The sequence below is a fragment of the Ruegeria sp. AG6 genome (genome assembly GCF_056541565.1).
In genome coordinates, this window is record NZ_JBQFYQ010000005.1 from 202549 (window position 1) to 219437 (window position 16889).

At 57.5% G+C, this 16889-nt stretch carries 10 protein-coding genes; 4 read left to right on the forward strand and 6 right to left on the reverse strand.

The features are described from left to right. Positions 1-7 precede the first annotated feature (7 nt). Genes ACR0I0_RS13200 through ACR0I0_RS13215 form a run of 4 tightly spaced genes read right to left on the reverse strand, consistent with a single transcriptional unit; the run spans position 8 to position 4743 of the window. Entirely contained in the window at positions 8-637 is a 630-nt protein-coding gene (locus ACR0I0_RS13200; protein ID WP_480491770.1) for a DUF3726 domain-containing protein, read from the reverse strand. Beyond that, positions 634-2322, reverse strand: a complete 1689-nt coding sequence (locus ACR0I0_RS13205; RefSeq protein ID WP_480491772.1) for a hypothetical protein — start codon at positions 2320-2322, stop codon at positions 634-636. Before ACR0I0_RS13205 ends, ACR0I0_RS13200 begins: the two co-directional genes overlap by 4 nt. A gap of 4 nt (positions 2323-2326) precedes the next feature. Then, positions 2327-3301, reverse strand: a complete 975-nt coding sequence (locus ACR0I0_RS13210) for a membrane dipeptidase (protein ID WP_480491774.1) — start codon at positions 3299-3301, stop codon at positions 2327-2329. Beyond that, positions 3301-4743 carry an aldehyde dehydrogenase family protein gene (locus ACR0I0_RS13215; protein ID WP_480491776.1) on the reverse strand — a complete coding sequence of 481 codons (1443 nt, stop codon included), beginning with the start codon at positions 4741-4743 and terminating at the stop codon, positions 3301-3303. Before ACR0I0_RS13215 ends, ACR0I0_RS13210 begins: the two co-directional genes overlap by 1 nt. Positions 4744-4846: 103 nt before the next feature. Here ACR0I0_RS13215 and ACR0I0_RS13220 point away from each other — a divergent pair, with 103 nt between their 5' ends. The 3 genes from ACR0I0_RS13220 (at position 4847) to ACR0I0_RS13230 (ending at position 10307) form a co-directional block, all read left to right on the forward strand. Continuing rightward, complete coding sequence (locus ACR0I0_RS13220) at positions 4847-5731, forward strand: LysR family transcriptional regulator (RefSeq protein ID WP_480491778.1); 885 nt, start codon at positions 4847-4849, stop codon at positions 5729-5731. A gap of 116 nt (positions 5732-5847) precedes the next feature. Then, a complete protein-coding gene (locus ACR0I0_RS13225; RefSeq protein WP_480491780.1) occupies positions 5848-9123 on the forward strand; it encodes an adenylate/guanylate cyclase domain-containing protein in 3276 nt (1091 codons plus the stop codon). 20 nt (positions 9124-9143) lie between these two features. Then, on the forward strand, positions 9144-10307 hold the full coding sequence (locus ACR0I0_RS13230; protein ID WP_171635544.1) for a hypothetical protein: 1164 nt from the start codon (positions 9144-9146) through the stop codon (positions 10305-10307). Here the strand turns inward: ACR0I0_RS13230 and ACR0I0_RS13235 are convergent. Next, on the reverse strand, positions 10304-13903 hold the full coding sequence (locus ACR0I0_RS13235; RefSeq protein WP_480491782.1) for a flavoprotein: 3600 nt from the start codon (positions 13901-13903) through the stop codon (positions 10304-10306). The genes ACR0I0_RS13230 and ACR0I0_RS13235 overlap by 4 nt on opposite strands. Before the next feature lie 331 nt (positions 13904-14234). Next, the gene (locus ACR0I0_RS13240; RefSeq protein WP_480491784.1) at positions 14235-15812 is read right to left on the reverse strand and encodes a DUF5928 domain-containing protein; all 1578 of its coding nucleotides are present in this window, start codon (positions 15810-15812) and stop codon (positions 14235-14237) included. Between the two features lie 143 nt (positions 15813-15955). Here ACR0I0_RS13240 and ACR0I0_RS13245 point away from each other — a divergent pair, with 143 nt between their 5' ends. Then, the gene (locus tag ACR0I0_RS13245) at positions 15956-16774 is read left to right on the forward strand and encodes a sulfotransferase family protein (RefSeq protein WP_171724083.1); all 819 of its coding nucleotides are present in this window, start codon (positions 15956-15958) and stop codon (positions 16772-16774) included. Positions 16775-16889: the final 115 nt, after the last annotated feature.

Sequence of the window (16889 nt, forward strand, 5' to 3'; positions counted from 1 at the left end):
TGGTCCTTCAATCGTTGTCTGACAAGCCTGCACCAGCGCCAAGCAGCCGGGATTCTTCTGTTGCGGGGGCATAGGTGCGATGCGCCACAGTGTTGAGGAATTGCCACGCCCCCGGATCCGGGTCAGCGCGGCTGTGCAAGGAGCGGGTGGGTCTGATGTTGCCGGCTTCGGTTATCCCGACGCGGTTTGCCCTGTCCATTCCGAAATCTTCACAGCTGAGATGAACACCATCAGTGGTCGCGGAAACCCCGTCCAATGTGATTTCCACAGTCGATTTCCGCTTTTTTGCCATGGTGGCGACAAAGGGCAGCAACAGAAGAGGTGCGGCAACATTGGAAATCAGAACTTTGCCTTGCGACAGGGCGTCCGGGAAATCTGATAATGCCGATCCGGTCATAAGGGGGCACAGATCCCGGGCGCCGGTCCACACGCCGTCCCGGGCCTCTGGGATGTGATGTTCCAGGTGCGGCGCAAATTCTAGCTCAAGCAACTGGGACAGGATCGCAGGCCCGTCAAACCCCTGGACGCACAGCCATCGGGTTGCTTTCGCGGCCTCCTCCGCCACACCCCAGGCATATCCAGCCCCACGGGTTGCGCGTTTGGCGGTGGCTTCCACTTCGTTCAACGAGAAGGTCATTGCACAACCTCCGGATAAACCCAAAGATCGGCGTTCGCGGTGTTCAGCTCTTCCGGGTAGGGCGCGCCCGCATACATGCAGATACGCACCCACCGATCCGAACGCGGGTCGAAATGCGTCGCCCCAAAGAAGGACAGTTTGGCGCGCAGCATATCAATGGGCATCACCTGCGCGCTGATCGTGTTGTCTCGAATTTCACCGTAGGGAGCGATACGGCTGATTTGCGCGCGGCGCACGCTGTGGCGGTGTTCCGGATGGCGCAACAGAAACTCTGCTATCGGAGCATCATCAGGCCAGTTCTGCAACGCCTCGAAAGCCAAGGTTGCATCCCGCGCCGGTGCAAGAGGTTGTTCATAATCCGAGATCGGCTCCTCGAACCGCTCGCCCAGCCGGGGTTCCAGCTTTTCTTCGGATACGTACCAGGCCCGCGCGCAGTTTTCGGCGGCGGCCCAATCAAGGTTCAAAGCCCAGTCAAAACTGTTCCGGATCAAAGTGCGCACCGCTGATACCGGCATGGTCCCATCAATCACCTGTGCAGAGGCGTCGGTGTCTGCCATGCAGCTCGCAAGCCCGTCAACAAGCGCGCCATAAGGTTCAAGGATCAAAGAGGCCAGCAGCTCCTGACCTTCTTCGGTCAGCGCGGCTTCGGACCAAAGGATCAGTCGGTTCCAGGGGTGATCCTGTGTCAGATCATCCTTGGCCAGGTATTTCTCGATTTCTTGCAGATCCGAATTCAGCGCCGCCAGCTTTTCCATCTGCACCGGGTGTTCAGATCGCCACCAGGCGATTGACTGTTTGCAGCGTGCAAAGACATCGCAAAAGACACGTGCTTCATCTTCCGAAGCCGCATCAATGGACCGAACGCGCGAGATCGCCTCCTCGCGCACCATGATCCAGTTGTTGAACAGCACCGGGTGATTGACGATGAACGGCGCCATACCCAGGCCGGTCGAATTCCCGATACCCAGCCAGCGCGCGATGTCCGGATCAAGCTCTGCGGTCTGGTCTCGGCCTTTGACCTGCGCCATGTGCTGCACCAGATCGCGCACAAAGGCGCGGGTCAGATAGACCGACAGCATCTCGATCTGGAACGGACCGCTGACTTCGGCCCGGCCGGCTGTCTTTTCGCGGTCCGCCGCGCCGAATTTGCCCGAACCATAAACGGCCGTGGTTCGCATCAGATAGCCGACCTTGTAGATCTGTTCGAGGTCGGGTTGCCGCCCCGCAGCAAGCTGATCCACCACATGAGCCCAAAGCCGCACGGATCGGTTCGCCCGCGACAGGGACAATTCGGCTTCGCTGACGCGTCCGGCTTCTTGCAACGGAACATTCTGCGACAGACGGTCGATATCCTCTGACGTTGGAATGCCGTCAAACAAGGTAAAGGTGGCATCCCAGGCCTCGGCAATCACCCGGTCCGATCGTTGATCGGGTGGCAGGTCATGGGCAAAAGCGACCAGCGAATAAGCCCGATCGGGGCCTTGCGCAGTATAGACCGCATGGCCCACACCCTTGTTGTCAATTTCGAACGCGGGGCGCGAAAAGCTCCAGTTTTCCTCGGCCATGCGACGCGTCAGCTGCCGCATAAAGCTGAGCCGACATTGGTGCAACGATCCCAAACGTGACAGCCGCATGACCGTGGATGGGTCACGTCTGGCGATCTCTGTCTGCGCGTATGGTTCCATTTGGTTACCTTTGTGGGACGAAGTTCTCGGCAAAGAACCGATACCAGTTCCCGCCCATGATCCCGGCCACTTCGTCATCGTTCAGGCCGGTCGCGCGTAACCCTTCTTCGATGTTGCCAAAGTCTCGGTTGTCCTGAAACCAACCCGGCATCGGTGGGAATCCCGGAGCCGAGGCCGAGCCTTCGCCATAGTCGATCTCTTTTGTCCAACGCCCCACACGCATCCATTCCACGACGCTGTCGGGCTGATCCTGACACAAGTCAGTGCCAATCCCCAGATGTTCGGCCCCGTGTTTGTCAGCAGTGCGTGCGATCATTTCGCAAAAGCTTTCCAGCGTGCAATCGGACTTGTCTTTCAGGTGGTGAGGGTAGACCGAAAAGCCCAGCATCCCACCTTTTTCCGTTACCGCACGGATGACGTCATCCCGCTTGTTGCGCAGGGCCGGGGACCATTCGTGCGGATTGGCGTGTGTAATCGCGATGGGCCGGTCCGAGATTTCAGCCGCCTCGATCGTGGAACGGTCTGCCGAATGGCTCATGTCGACCACAAGGCCCACGCGGTTCATCTCTTTGATGACCTGCTTGCCCATGCGGGTGATGCCGGTGTCTTCGGCCTCGTAGCAACCTGTCGCCAGCAGGGATTGGTTGTTGTAGGTCAGTTGCATGAACCGCGCGCCCAGATCGTGCAGGATTTCGACCAGCCCGATATCGTCTTCAATGGGCGACGGGTTCTGAAACCCGAAAAACACGGCGGTTCGGTCCGTATTACGGGCCGTGTCGATATCGCTGGCCCACCGGCCTTTCATGATCAGATCCGGGTATTGCTCGAACCAGCGGTTCCATTTCTCGAAATTCAGTACCGTTTCGCGGAAATTCTCATGATACGCGATGGTGACGTGGATCGCATCCACGCCCCCTTCGCGCAACTGGCGAAAGATCTTTTCCGACCAGTTGGCATATTGCAGGCCATCGATCCGCATCAGACGGGGCCTGCGCTGATATAGGCGGTTTTGACGGTCGTGTAGAATTCAGCCGCCGCCTTTCCCTGTTCGCGGGGTCCGTACGAGCTGTCGCCGCGGCCACCGAAAGGCACGTGGTAATCGGTGCCCGCGGTGGGCAGGTTCACCGTCACCACGCCGGTGCGCGCGTTGCGGCGGAAATGGGTGGCGCGGGCCAGCGATTTGGTCACGATGCCCGAGGTCAGGCCGAAATTGGTGTCGTTCACAACGCTTAGCGCCTCGTCATAGCTGCCGACCTTGATGACGCTGGTCAGGGGCGCAAACATTTCTTCGCGGTTGATGCGCATGTCGTTGGTGGTGTTCAGGAACACGCCCGGCGACATGTAGAACCCGTCATGGGGCATCTCCAGGCGCTGACCGCCACAGGCCAGCTCGGCCCCTTCGGATTTGCCCAGTTCGACATAGGCGAGGTTTTCATTCAACTGCTGCTGGCTGACGACGGGGCCCATCTGCACGCCCGCTTCCAGCGCGTGACCCACTTTCATTGCCTGCGCACCGGCAACCAGTTTCTCGACAAAGGCATCATGGATGCCCGCGTGAACCACCAGACGCGACGAAGCGGTGCACTTCTGACCGGTGCCGCCGAATGCCCCGCCCAGCGCCAGAGTTACCGCCAGATCCAGATCGGCGTCGTCCATCACGGCCAGCGCGTTTTTGGACCCCATTTCCATCTGCACCTTGGTCAGGTTCTGGATCGCGGCGGCGGCGATGCCTTTGCCCACGGGCACAGACCCGGTGAAGGAAATCGCATTGACCTTGGAGCTTTCCACCAGCCGCTGACCGATGGAACGGCCCGAGCCCATCACCAGGCTGAACAGACCTTTCGGGATGTCCTGCCGTTCGATGATTTCGGTCAGGGCCACGGCCGAGGCAGGGGTGATGTTGGCGGGCTTCCACACAACCGCGTTGCCATAGCACAGCGCCGGGGCAATCTTCCACGAGGCGGTTGCAGTGGGGAAGTTCCACGGGCTGATGATGGCAACCACGCCAACAGCTTCGCGGCGCACGTCCACCTCGATATCGGGGCGCACGGAATCGGCGTTCTCACCGATCTGTCGCAGGCATTCGGCCGCATAGTAAGTGAAGAACTGACCGGCGCGGTAAACCTCGCCCTTGCCCTCGGCCAGCGGCTTGCCTTCTTCACGGCTCAGCAAAGTACCCAGCTCTTCGGCGCGGGCCATCAACTCGTTGCCGATGGCGTTCAGGACGGCCTGTTTGCGCTCGAGCCCGTAGGCGGCCCATTCGGCCTGCGCGACGCGCGCCTGATCCAGGGTCGCCTCAAGCTGGTCGGCGCTGGCTTGTGTGAACATGCCGACCAGATCGCTCAGATCCGATGGGTTGCGGTTTTCGATTTCGCTTTCGCCAGCCAGCCATTCGCCGGCAATCAGATTCAGTTTGGTCACGTCAGGCCCCAAATTCGCAAATTTCAGTTTGCGAAAGAATGGAACTTGCTGACGACATCAGTCAAACTCAAATAACTTTAGAAAACTTCAGAAAGATTGAAGCATGGCCGTGAAAATAGAGATGCTGCGGTGCTTTTGCACCGTGGCCCAAACCGGAAATCTTGCCGAGGCAGCCAGCCGTTTGGGCCGCACGCAATCCGCGGTCTCAATGATGTTGAAACAATTCGAAGAGCATCTTAGCAAGAAACTGTTTGAAGGCGAACGGAAAAACCACCTTACTCCGCTCGGTCAGCAAGTTCTCGACCTTGCGCTCAAACAGGTGCGGGATTTCGATCAAGCTGTTCAGAATATTGAACTGGCGGCACAGGCCGAGCACGGGTTGATCCGGATCGTATCCGTGCCGTCCGTGGGGGCGCTGGTCTTTCCTGCCCTGCTGGGCCATATGACGTCTCGTTTTCCCGGCCTGAAGATCGAGCTGCGAGACGGAGATTCGCAGCAGGTTCTGGATGCGGTCGCCGGGGATACGTCTGATATCGGCATAGCATCCGGCCATTTTCCGCTGAACGGGGTCAGTGCAGAGCCGCTGTTTCAGGACCGTTTCGGCTTGGTTGCAGCGTCCGATCATCCGCTGATGACACGGGCGGAACCGCCAGCCATTTGCGATCTGGTGGCTCAGCCTTTCGTGCGAAACGCCCTGTGTGACTTTATCGAGTCCGCGCCTTTCCGAGAAATTCTGGACAGGGCCGAGGTTACCATCCACAACACGCATTCCCTGATCACGACTGTCAGGGCAGGCCAGTGGATCACGGTCCTGCCGCAGACCGTCGCGCAGTTCATCCCGGACGCAGTCGCCTTTCGTCCGATTTCGGATTTGCCGGACAGGCGCGAGGTGTATCTTTATGTGCGGGAAAGGTCGCGATTCCGAGAAATCTCGGAGGCCTGTCGTTCATTTGTCCTGTCGAGTGGGTTTGGAAATTCAAGCCTGTGAATGCATCAAAAGGGGATTAACCCTGCTCAAAATCACAAATTAATTTGGTTTTTGCAGACTCACGCCCGATGCCATGCTAGGTTCTCGCTTGAAGTGGGGGACTTCAGAGGGGCGATATGTCTCAAGATCTGAGGGGCTGGTTGAGCGCAAATGGATTAAACGAGTACGCGCAGGCCTTCATTGATAATAAGATCGACTTTTCCATTCTGCCTGATTTGACGGCCGAGGATCTGATCGAAATCGGTGTGACCGCTGTCGGCGATCGTCGGCGGCTTTTGCGTGCCATCGAGCAACTTGATTCCGCGCAGATCGCCGCAGAGCCTGAACCCGCAGCGCCGCACGAACCTGCGCGGCGGCAGGTCACGGTGATGTTTGCGGACCTGACCGGGTTCACGAAAATGTCCAGCAAGCTGGATGCCGAGGACCTGCACGCGCTGCTCAACCAGTTCTTCAGCAAAGTGGACAATGTGGTCGAAAAATACGGCGGCCGCATCGACAAGCATATCGGTGATGCGGTCATGGCCGTTTTCGGAGCGCCGATCTCACATACCAATGACACGGAAAGGGCAGCACGGGCGGCAGCTGAAATTCATGCGGTTCTTCCGACGTTATCACCGCCGCTGTCCTGTCATATCGGTATCTCTTCGGGTCAGGTCATCGCCAGTACGACAGGCAGCGAGTCGCATACGGAATATACGGTGACAGGGGATGGGGTGAATCTGGCGTCTCGGCTGACAGATATCTCAGGGGGCGGCGAGACTCTGGTCTCACATGACATTCAACGCGCGCTGGGCCCGTTGTTCGTGGGCGACTCCATCGGGGTCAAGGCGATCAAGGGGTTGAACGAGCCGGTTGAGGTCTGGCGTCTGGACCGGCTGGCCAGGAACATTCGGACGAGACGGCACAAATTCATCGGGCGCGAGCGTGAGATGTCGATTTTCTCGGCCACATTCGACCGATGCCAACGCCATGGAAAAGGTGAAGTGCACATCGTTCTGGGCGAACCCGGAATTGGAAAAACCCATCTGTCCGAGCAAGTGGCGGAATTGGCGACCAGCCTGTCCTACACGATCCACAACGGCGTTGTGATGGATTTCGGCGCGCGCGAAGGTCATTCAGCCATTCAGACCGTTGCACGCAGCATTCTGGGGCTTGAGGCGTCGGACGGGGCGGAAACCGGGGCGGCCGTTGCAAAAGAGGCCATTACCAAGGGCTGGGTCAGCCCTTCCAACGCTGCGCACCTCAATGCTTTGCTTGAACTCGAGCAGGATCCGGGCCTGGCCGAGGTCTATGCGGTGATGGACAACAAGACCCGTCTGCGGGGGCGGCGTCAGGTGCTGGAGGAGCTGCTTTCCGCCAGCAGTCGGGAATCGCCCCTGCTTATTCAGATTGAAGACATCCACTGGGCGACGCCCGACATCCTGGCGGCGTGTTCTCATATCGCCGCGGTGACGCGGAACACGCCCTGTGTGTTGATGATGACCAGCCGGGCCGAGGGCGATCCGATCGACAGGAACTGGCAGATGGCCACGGATGGCGCGCTGGTGTCAAAACTGGAACTGGCACCGATGGGAGAAGAGCACGTCAGGCAACTGGTCGAAGAGTTCCGGGCCATCGATCGCGACTTGCTGGAAACCTGCGTCCAGCGCGCCGGTGGAAATCCGTTGTTTCTGGAGCAGCTGTTGCGAAACACGGATGTGCTCAAACAGGAAACTGTGCCGGGCAGTATTCAGGGTATCGTTCAGTCGCGATTGGACGCACTGGATCGCGCCAGCCGAACCGCCATTCAGGCTGCATCGGTTCTGGGTCAACGGTTCTCGCCCGAAGTTCTGAATTTCATTCTGGGTGAAGGGCATCTGGATACCAGCAACCTTATCCGCTCGGCGTTGATCCGAGAGGCAGGGCCCGATTTCATGTTTACCCACGCGCTGATCCGGGACGGGTCCTATGCAACACTGGTCAAATCCGAACGCGCCCGCCTGCACCGGCAGGCGGCTCAGTGGTTCGAAGACAAGGATGCAACCTTGCGCGCCCAGCATCTGGACCGGGCCGGGGCCAATAACGCGGCGCAAGCCTATCTGGAAGCAGCCGACAAATTGATACAAGCCTTCCGATTCGACGATGCCAGCCCGCTGATCGAGCGTGCTTTGGAATTGCCGTCCCCGGCGGGTGTCCGATTTGACCTGCTGTGCGCGCGGGGCGAAACCCATCGGTTGCAGGGGTTGTCAAACGAAGCTTTGGACGAGTTCAAAGACGCCGCCGGTTTGGCTGAAACAGACGAACAAATCGCCCGGGCCCATATCGGGCTTGCGCAGGCGGCGCGGCAAGCAAGCCTGTATCAGGACGCACTAGAAGCGCTCGACACGGCCGAGGCAGCGGCACAGCGCTGCGGGTCCGAGGAAGATGAGGCCCAGATAAGCTATGTGCGCGGCAACGTCTATTTCCCGCTGGGCCGGAACAAAGAAGCGCTGAAGGCCAACGAGCGGGCGCTCTCGCTTGCCCGCAAGCTGGAATCCCCGCGCCTTGAGGTTGGGGCGCTGAGTGGGTTTGGCGACGCCAATTTCATGAAAGCCTCGATGAAGACGGCGGCGGGGTTCTATACCCAAGCCGCTGAACGGGCACGCGAAAAAGGGCTGGTTCGGGACCTTGCAGCCAATCTGCACAATCTCAGCGTGGCGCGCAGCTATACTGGGGATGTCGGGCAGGGCCGAGCAGATGCCAATGAGGCGATTGAAATCTCGCAGACGTATTTCGCTTTCGTTCCGGAATGTGTTGCGCAAACATGCCTTGGCGTGGCCGAGACCTTTCTGGGCAGTCTCGACCGTGCGCTGGAAGCCTTTGGCGTTTCGGCCGAAATCGCAGAGCGCGTGGGCGCAAAACGCCTTGAAGCGCAGGCGTTGGAACATTTGGCCAGAACGCAGGTTTATGCCGGCCAGGTCGGGCGCGCACGTGAAACCGGTCTGCGAGCAGTCGAAATCGCGCTTGAACATGGCCGGAACTTTGTTGGACCCAAGGCCCTGTCAGCCCTGGCGATGGCCGAAACGGACCCGGATGAGCAAACGCGCCTTTTGAAACTGGGTTCCGAGATCATCGCCGAGGGATGTGTTGGCCACAGCCATCTGCACTTCTTCCCCGATGCCAGCGCCGTCATGCTGGCGCGTGGTGATTGGGATGCCGCAATGGAGTATGCGGATGGCCTTGCCGCGTTCACTAGGAACGAGCCGTTGCCGATGGTGGACCTGTCCATTCGTCAAACACGGCTGTTGGCCGAGAGCGGAAGGCAGAATATTCCACCGTCAGAGCATAGCGGTTTTGCCGGTATGACCGAGCATTTTGCCGCGATGGGCATTACCCAATCCTTGCTGGGCCGCGCGGATTTTCTGACCAGTTAGGCGGCAAGGCAGGAGGCTGAATGAGCGTCGAAAAAAAGGTTTGGCTTATCTCTGGCCTGCTGACCTTTGGGTTGGCCGCCTTGTTGCTCAAGCTTTGGATCGAACTGAACCATTTCGAGGAAGACCTGACGCAGCTGCCCGATCAGGCTTCGGTAGATGCGTATCTGTGCAGAATGGACGTGGCGCCGGACTATCGTTTGAGAACGGGGATTTTCATAAAGTCGTTCAGCTTTCTGGGCGCCAGCGACGTGCGGCTTACCGGCTATATCTGGCAGCACTACAAGGCAAAGGAACATGATGCGATCCTTCCCGCCGAAGGTGAGGTTGGATTTCTTCTGCCCGAAGCGGTCGATACCGCAAGCGGCCTTGTTGAAGAGGCATACCGCTTGTCACAACCCGACGGCGTCTTGATTGGTTGGTATTTTGAACAAACCCTGCGCCAGAGCTTCGACTACACCAGTTATCCCTTCGATCACAAAACGGTTTGGGTGCGGTTCTCGCCCGCTTCTTTCGAGGTCAATATCGCGCTGGTTCCTGACTTCGAGGCTTATCCGGCGACCGGATCGGATGACATTTTCGGGATCGACAACCGGATCGTGATGGGCACGTGGGAGCGAGAAAACACCTATTTCGACTACAAGCTGTCGAAACTGGATACGACGCTGGGCATCCGGCAGAACGCTTACCAGACCAACACGCCCGAGTTGCATTACAACTTCGTCATCAAACGCAATTTTGCAAACGCGTTCATCGTTCACATGATCCCGTTGCTGGTCGTGGTGATGCTGCTGTTCGGTGCAGTCATGACCGTCACGCGCCGCGAGGGGTTGGTCGAGCGGCATGACTTCAGCACGTCCAGCGTGATCGGCACCTGTTCGGTTCTGTTCTTCGTGATCCTGCTGGCCCATGTGCAACTGCGCGAAGGATTCGCCGGATCGCCCGTGATCTATATGGAGTCATTCTTTTTCCTTATGTATTTTATGCTGTTGGCGGTTTCGATCAATACGTACCTGTTCGCCTCAGAGGCGGTGCCGTCGCTGCGGATCATCCATTATCGGGACAACCTGATCCCAAAGGCCAGTTTCTGGCCCTTCGTGCTGCTGTGTATGGTGGCGATCACGGCCTATAACCTCGGCATCAAGGACAGCTCGGAACCGCCACCGATCAGCACGCGGGATTGTTAGGCCACGGGTTCAAACCCGGGTTTGGGTTCTCCCTGCGCCATGTCCAGCGTGTAATCGCTCACCACTTCGGATGTACCCTCGCGCCAGCTTTTCAGGTATTTTTCCGGATCAGCGATCACATAGGCATATGCGGGTTTCATCGCACCCTCGATGACGACGTTGATTTTCTTGCGCACATAGACATTCTCGGGTGAGCCGGGGCCGTAATACCCTTCCAGCCTGTCCAGTTCGCCGAGGCCGGATTCGGTGACACGGTAGACCTCTCCACCCACTTGCTTGCCCATCCCCTGCTGATCCACAAGGGTTGCCATGCGATGCAGATACCCACAGTTGGGATTGTCGCAGAATGGTTCCTTCGGGATGATCAGGGGCATTGGTTGCCGGGTGCGCGCCGTTCCCACGAATTCACTCAAAACCGCGCTGTGTGCGTCATGATTGGGGAACCCCTGCTTCAGTGATCCATAGGTGAAATACAGGTAAGAGGGTTCGTTCACCGCCACGAAGCTTTCGTCACGCCCCTGTTCGGGGTCTGCCATCCTCAGGTTGTGATCTTGCGCCCAGGCGTCCAGCATGGAACGGATTTCCGGTTCGATCTGCATGCTTTGAACGAATTCGATGCACGAGGTCGCATCCATGTCTTCGGCCCGCAGCAGGATTTCCACCATCTTCGGTGCCTTGTTCATCACCGCCACATGCAATGCGGTGAACCCGTGATCGTTGACAATGTTGACGTCGATACCCCTGTCGATCAGGTTCTGGGCGGCCTCATAATCCGGCTTGCCCAGATCATGGCCGCTTTCGCCCAGTTCGCCTTCACCGCCTGCTGCATAGTGCAACAGTGAATCTCCATGGGCCTCGTCCACGATGTTGACCCCGACAACCCCTTCGTCGATGGCGCGGAACACGCGCTTCCATTCGTTGATGTCATCGGCGGCAGCGGCCTCGCGCGCCCATTTGCAGACGCGATACTTCTGGTCGTCCAATTCCTCGAACGCATCCGCCAAAGCTTCCATGATCTGGTCCGGCGTTGCCATCATGCCGATGCCCATCCGGCCGTTCGACAGGCGACCTTCGCGCGGTCCGACGAAATCGACCCCAAGCGTCTTAAGCTTGTCGACGTTGTTCTGCGTGGTGATATTGTTCCACATATTCGTATTGCACGCGGGGCAGAGGATCACGGGTTTCTTCTGGTATTGCCATGCCACGAAGACCGAGGTCAAAAGATTGTCGGCGATGCCATTGGCAACCTTGCCCATCGTGTTGCAGGTGATGGGGGCCACTATGACGCAATCTGCCCAGTCACACAGTGCCAGATGCGAGGCGCGCACCGGCATGTCGAAATTCAAATAGCGGAAATTCCACTCGTCATCGTCGCGGTAATAGTCATTGTGGGTGATCTTGGCGTCGATCCGTTCGGCGCCGAAATCCCGAAAGAATTTCTCGGCCGAAACAGACGGGATCAGTTTCACGTTATGCCCCGCGTCGACAATGCGTTCGACAAGCTCGGGGATCTTGTCCGCCGCCGATGACCCGCAGGCGCAGAGCAATACGTTTCGCTTTCCGGCGTTTACTTGATTCATCACCCCCTTGGGATAGCCGAACGGATTCTTCTCAAGGCTTGGGGTTTCATTCAGTTCGGATACCGGCAGCCCTTCCCTGCGCATTCTGGCTTGCAATTCACCGGCCTGGATCATGTCTACGATGTCTTCCAGCTTTTCACTTTTGCTGATGCATTTTCCTTTGAAAAACAAATACGGCACGTCCGGTCTTTCGCCCAGCGTCACCAGTTGCCGCCGCATCCTGATCATATTGGGATCGCGCCCGCCCACGTCGATCTGCTTGACGGTCGTTGCCCCGATATTCGAAAGAATGCTGCGCAGCATATAGGACCACGGGTCCTCGTCCTCGTAGAACAGAACCATCGTATTGTGCTTAATGATGCTGGCAACATCGCTTGGGTTTTCGGGCGGTTCGACCTCTTCGATCACCAGCAATGCAGGGTCTTCGAGATCCCGCAGACCGCGGAAAATGTTGCCCCGCGGCGCTTGCCAGACCTGCGAGGTTGCCGGACTCATATCGACTATGGTCACAACGTCTTCATCCTCGTCATAGTCTATGCACAGGCACCAGAACTCTTCGAGCAACGCAGTTTCCCGGAACACGTTGTCCGGCGGGCGGATCGCCTCGATCCCGGTGACGCGATTGAAGTCGATGTTGATCATCAGGTGACGGTTGCTGTCGGGGGTCAGGCTTTTCAACTGCGCCTTGAACCAGTCTTCGGGGGTTTGGATTGATTTGTCGTCGCGGGTCTCAAAGCTCTGGAACGAACTGCTCAGATGCAGGTTCTCGGATTGTCTGATATACTTTTCGACCATGTCGTGCATGTCTTTGGCGGTGGCGACCCGGCGGACAGTATCCGTGAACGACACCTGGGCCGCCCGCAGCAACTCGTCCTCGTCCACCCTGTAGTCGCCGTGAATGGCGAGGCTTTCCACCAAAACGCCGATCGAGTTCATGTTGGGCGTTGCCCGGCGGAACAGGTTGCGGCGTTTCTTGGGATCTTTCGCCAGATAACGTGTGCTGTCGACGTAATTGCACCGCTGCTTGAAGGTCTTCAGGTGCGTCTTGACCGCGGCCCGTGCTGAAAACCGCAAAAGGCCGCGGGACCGCATCGAGGTTCCGTCACGATCCGACATGGCTTGCCACAACCGTTCGACGGTTGTCACCCAAAGCTTGCCGTATTTCTCAGGGTGCACATCCATCATATGCACCAGCCCCGTGCTTGGATTGCACTTGGCGATGACGGCAAAATGGCCGCCGGGCATAGTCTTGTTGCCATGGGCAAGACCGACCTGGAAATTAGCGACCAGAATGTCGTTGTCACCGCCCAGCCGGTTCGATTCGTCGATCGCCTCAAGCAGTAGCGGCACACTGGTTGTGTCTGCGTCCATGAAATAGGCCTGAACCTGAACCCTCTCGCGCAGCCCCTGCGTGTGAATGTAGGTGCAGGCGACGTCAAAAAGCTCGCCCAGCGAGATTCCGTCGTTCACGACAAAGGACGAGGGCAATGCGCATTCGCGGAAGATGTCATTTACTTCGCAGCTGAACCCCAGCGCCGACATGCTGAGAGCGGCCGCCGTGACACTGCAACAATTGATCGGCTGCTGAAAATTCTGCAACTGAACGCTGACCAGATCACCAAACATCGTTGCAAAACAGGGTTGCCGGACGCTCTCTGGTATCTGAAGCCAGTTCTGGCTGGACAGATACGCCAACCGGGTTCCATCCAGCGCAAGCGCTTCTAGGCTGACAGGGATATCCGAGATCTGAAGGTGTTCTTCATAGAAGTAATCACCGACATCCGCGCTGGCCAATGGATTTCCGTTCTGGCGCAGCTGAACCACGCCACGCAGCACGATATACATGCCGTTCGCTGGCAGAACCGCGTTTCCGGTCACCTCGATACATTCGAATTGTGGGTTGATGACGGCTGGGTCGGCGATCTGAGCCTTACCCGGAAGGACATCATATATCATCTTCCAGTCTGCGTCGCTTGGGGTGTAAGGTCTGGATTTGGAAATTTGATCTATGGTCACAACTGTGTCCCCCCGGAGTTGCGTTGCAATATTTCAATCTTCGGTCCGCCAGCGCCTCTGGTTCTTCGAAGCTCGGACAACGGTCATTCAGAATAAAAGACCTGCCTGTTTTCAGTGTTTGTTTCTGGCAAGGGCCGTGTTTCTGATGGAAAAAGTATGAACAAAATGGCCCAATTGGCTGCACAGTATCCGATAATTGAATAAAAATCACGAGTGCAGTTGCAGCGGCAGCGGCTGCCTTGCATGGCGGAACACTTGCCATCCGCGATTTGGATTGCGCGGGTCACGGGTGCCAGCCTTCGGGCAGACAATCTGTGAAGGGCTTTGGGGATCAGTCGAGGAAAAGGTAATCCAACTGCATGACGGCTTGGGCTTTGTCTTCACCAACCCCAAGAAACTTGGCAATAACCGCTTCATTGTCGGCGCGCGTGGCCGTTTCCCGCAGGCGCAGGTAATTGTCCAGCCGGGCAGCGCGGATCCGTTCGGATTCATAGCCCAGATCGTTGCGAAGGGTCGGCAGCAAGGAAGCAACGGTTTCCGTTGGGCTGTTGTCTCCGGCCAGCCCGACCCGACGCGCGTGGCCGATCAGATAGTCGTCCGAGTATTCGCATTCGATCTCAAGCACGTGGGTTTTGGCCTGGCCGCCGCAGAAATCCTCGAGCGCGTCAAGATTGGCCGGGTCAAGGCACAGCACCAGCTGATCCGACCCGAAACTGTCGAACAACAGGCGCAGAACGGCACGCCGGTGACGAGAGCGCTTGGTCAGTGTGGAGTCGATCCCGCCCAGATCCGGCAGCAACGTATTTTCTTCGTTGAACAGGTATTCAACGCAAGGAATATCCGTTTCAGATGCGATCTGATCGACAAGACGTTTGGCAACATGCCATTTCTTGCAGACGATCACGAACAGTTCCCGTTCCGGGCCGAGTACGCTCCCGGCTTCCCAGAAGCGTTGTCCGAACCGGCGGCCGATACGCCCGCGACCAGTGAGAAACGCGTACAGATTGCGCCCCTCGTTCGAGATCGGGAAATCGACGCCCTCACTGGCATAGAGCGAGCCGAGCCGGGCCTTCAACTCATGCGCCTCGGCGCTGATCTTGCGTGCGAACAGATAATCCTGGCCCAGCAACATGTCATAGTGGTCATTGTAGAACGTGACCGGCATTCCATAGTCCGAGAACATCAAGAATGTCGGCGTTCGGTTTTCAATCTCGTTTTTTGGGATCAGGTGACGCACCAGCGTCTGAAAAAAGGTTTCATCAGGAATCCACGTGGTCGAAAAAAAACGGATCACATCCCGGCGCTGATGCAGGAAATCCAGTATCATTTCGACGGTTCTGCGACGCAGGCACCACCATTGGCTGCCGATCATCATCTGAATGTCCTGGGGGATGTCCCGCGTCAGACCGAGGCGCTTTTGCAATTCATAGGCGGCATAGAACAGCTTGGACTGCGTGCGCTCGTTGAAGTAGTGGCGATAGATCAGCCGGTCTTCCTTCATGCCGGTCTTGATCCAGTTGCTTTCAAAGAAATCGTGGCTTTCGATGAAATCCTTGTCGTTATCGTCGAGGTAACGGTGCGTGTATTCAGCGGTTTTGATCGCCATGCAGTCACCCGACAGCATGTAGAAATGTGTGGCGCGGGGGAAATTTTCCACGGCGGCTTCCAGGGCGTTCAGCGTGGCCCGGACCAGCGACCATTCTCCCCAGCCGCATCTGACGCGTTTTTTTGCAAAGGTCACATTGGGGTTCTGATCCAGTGCGGAACGAATGCGCTCATAGGCTATGGCGCTGGCGCTGGCGTCAAAATGGATGGCCATGCAATCGCCGACAGCGGTCAGTTGTTCGGCCTGTGCAATGATGGCTTCAGGGTCCTTGTGACACAGCAATATATAGGCGACTTTTGCCATTGAGATTACGCAACATCCGTTTCTGCCTGATTTCACCCGTGATACTGAGGATGAGCGATTGAATAAACAGAATAATTTTGGTTCTTTGTTACCAAAAGCTGGCGTATCGCATCGAGACCTGGCCAGCGCAGGAGGCACAGCAGATGGGGTTTCCCGGTACCTGGATGACCGAGAGCGAAAGCATGGTGTACCGCGTGGTGCCCAAATGTGCTTGCTCGACCATTGGTCAGATCATGTATTTCTCGGATCATGGTCAGTTCTTCGACGGTGATATCCATGATGCCAAGGACGGCATGCACAAATGGGCATTTGATCAGAGCCAGAAGCTGATCTCGAACAATGTGCGCAATCACGCGTCCTATTCTTTCACTTGCGTGCGCAATCCCTACACCCGCATCCTAAGCTCATTCTTTGACAAGATCTGCGGCATTCAGCGCAACGGCAAGAGATACCGCGGCAATCTGGTGCCGACGCTGATCTATAACTACGGGATCGAAGTGGGCGGCGACGACGGCAAGGGAGAGTTTGACCAGATCGCCAGCTTCCGCCGGTTTCTGCTGTTTGCGCGTGATACGATCCGGTGGCGGCGCCCGATGGACCCGGACATTCACTGGTCTGCGATGTCAGGCCACGTGTCTACTTTCATCGTGAACGGCGGTCACTATGACCGGATATTCTGGACAGAAGCGTTCAATGACGGGATGCAGGATGTTCTGGACAATGTCGAGCTGAAGCACCCGGTCAAATTGTCCGAGATTCCACGGTTCAATGAATCCGAAGGGCACGGGCCAAAACGTGCGCATCCGGTCGAGGACTACTTTGACGATCTGTCAATGCATCTGGTCTACGAGATCTACAAGCAGGATTTCGAGCTGTTCAAATACGACTTCGAAAACCCGGCGAACAAGATGCCGATCGGTGAAATCGATCTGGATGAAATCCACGCCAAATTGGGCGACTGACGGTGGGGTGCTCCCGCCCGTCGTCGATATTTCTTGCGAAACATCTCCTCCGGTTGGGCCCGGCGCCGCACGGAACAGAACGCAAAGGGGTGGGAGCCCGCCGCGCCCCGCAAAC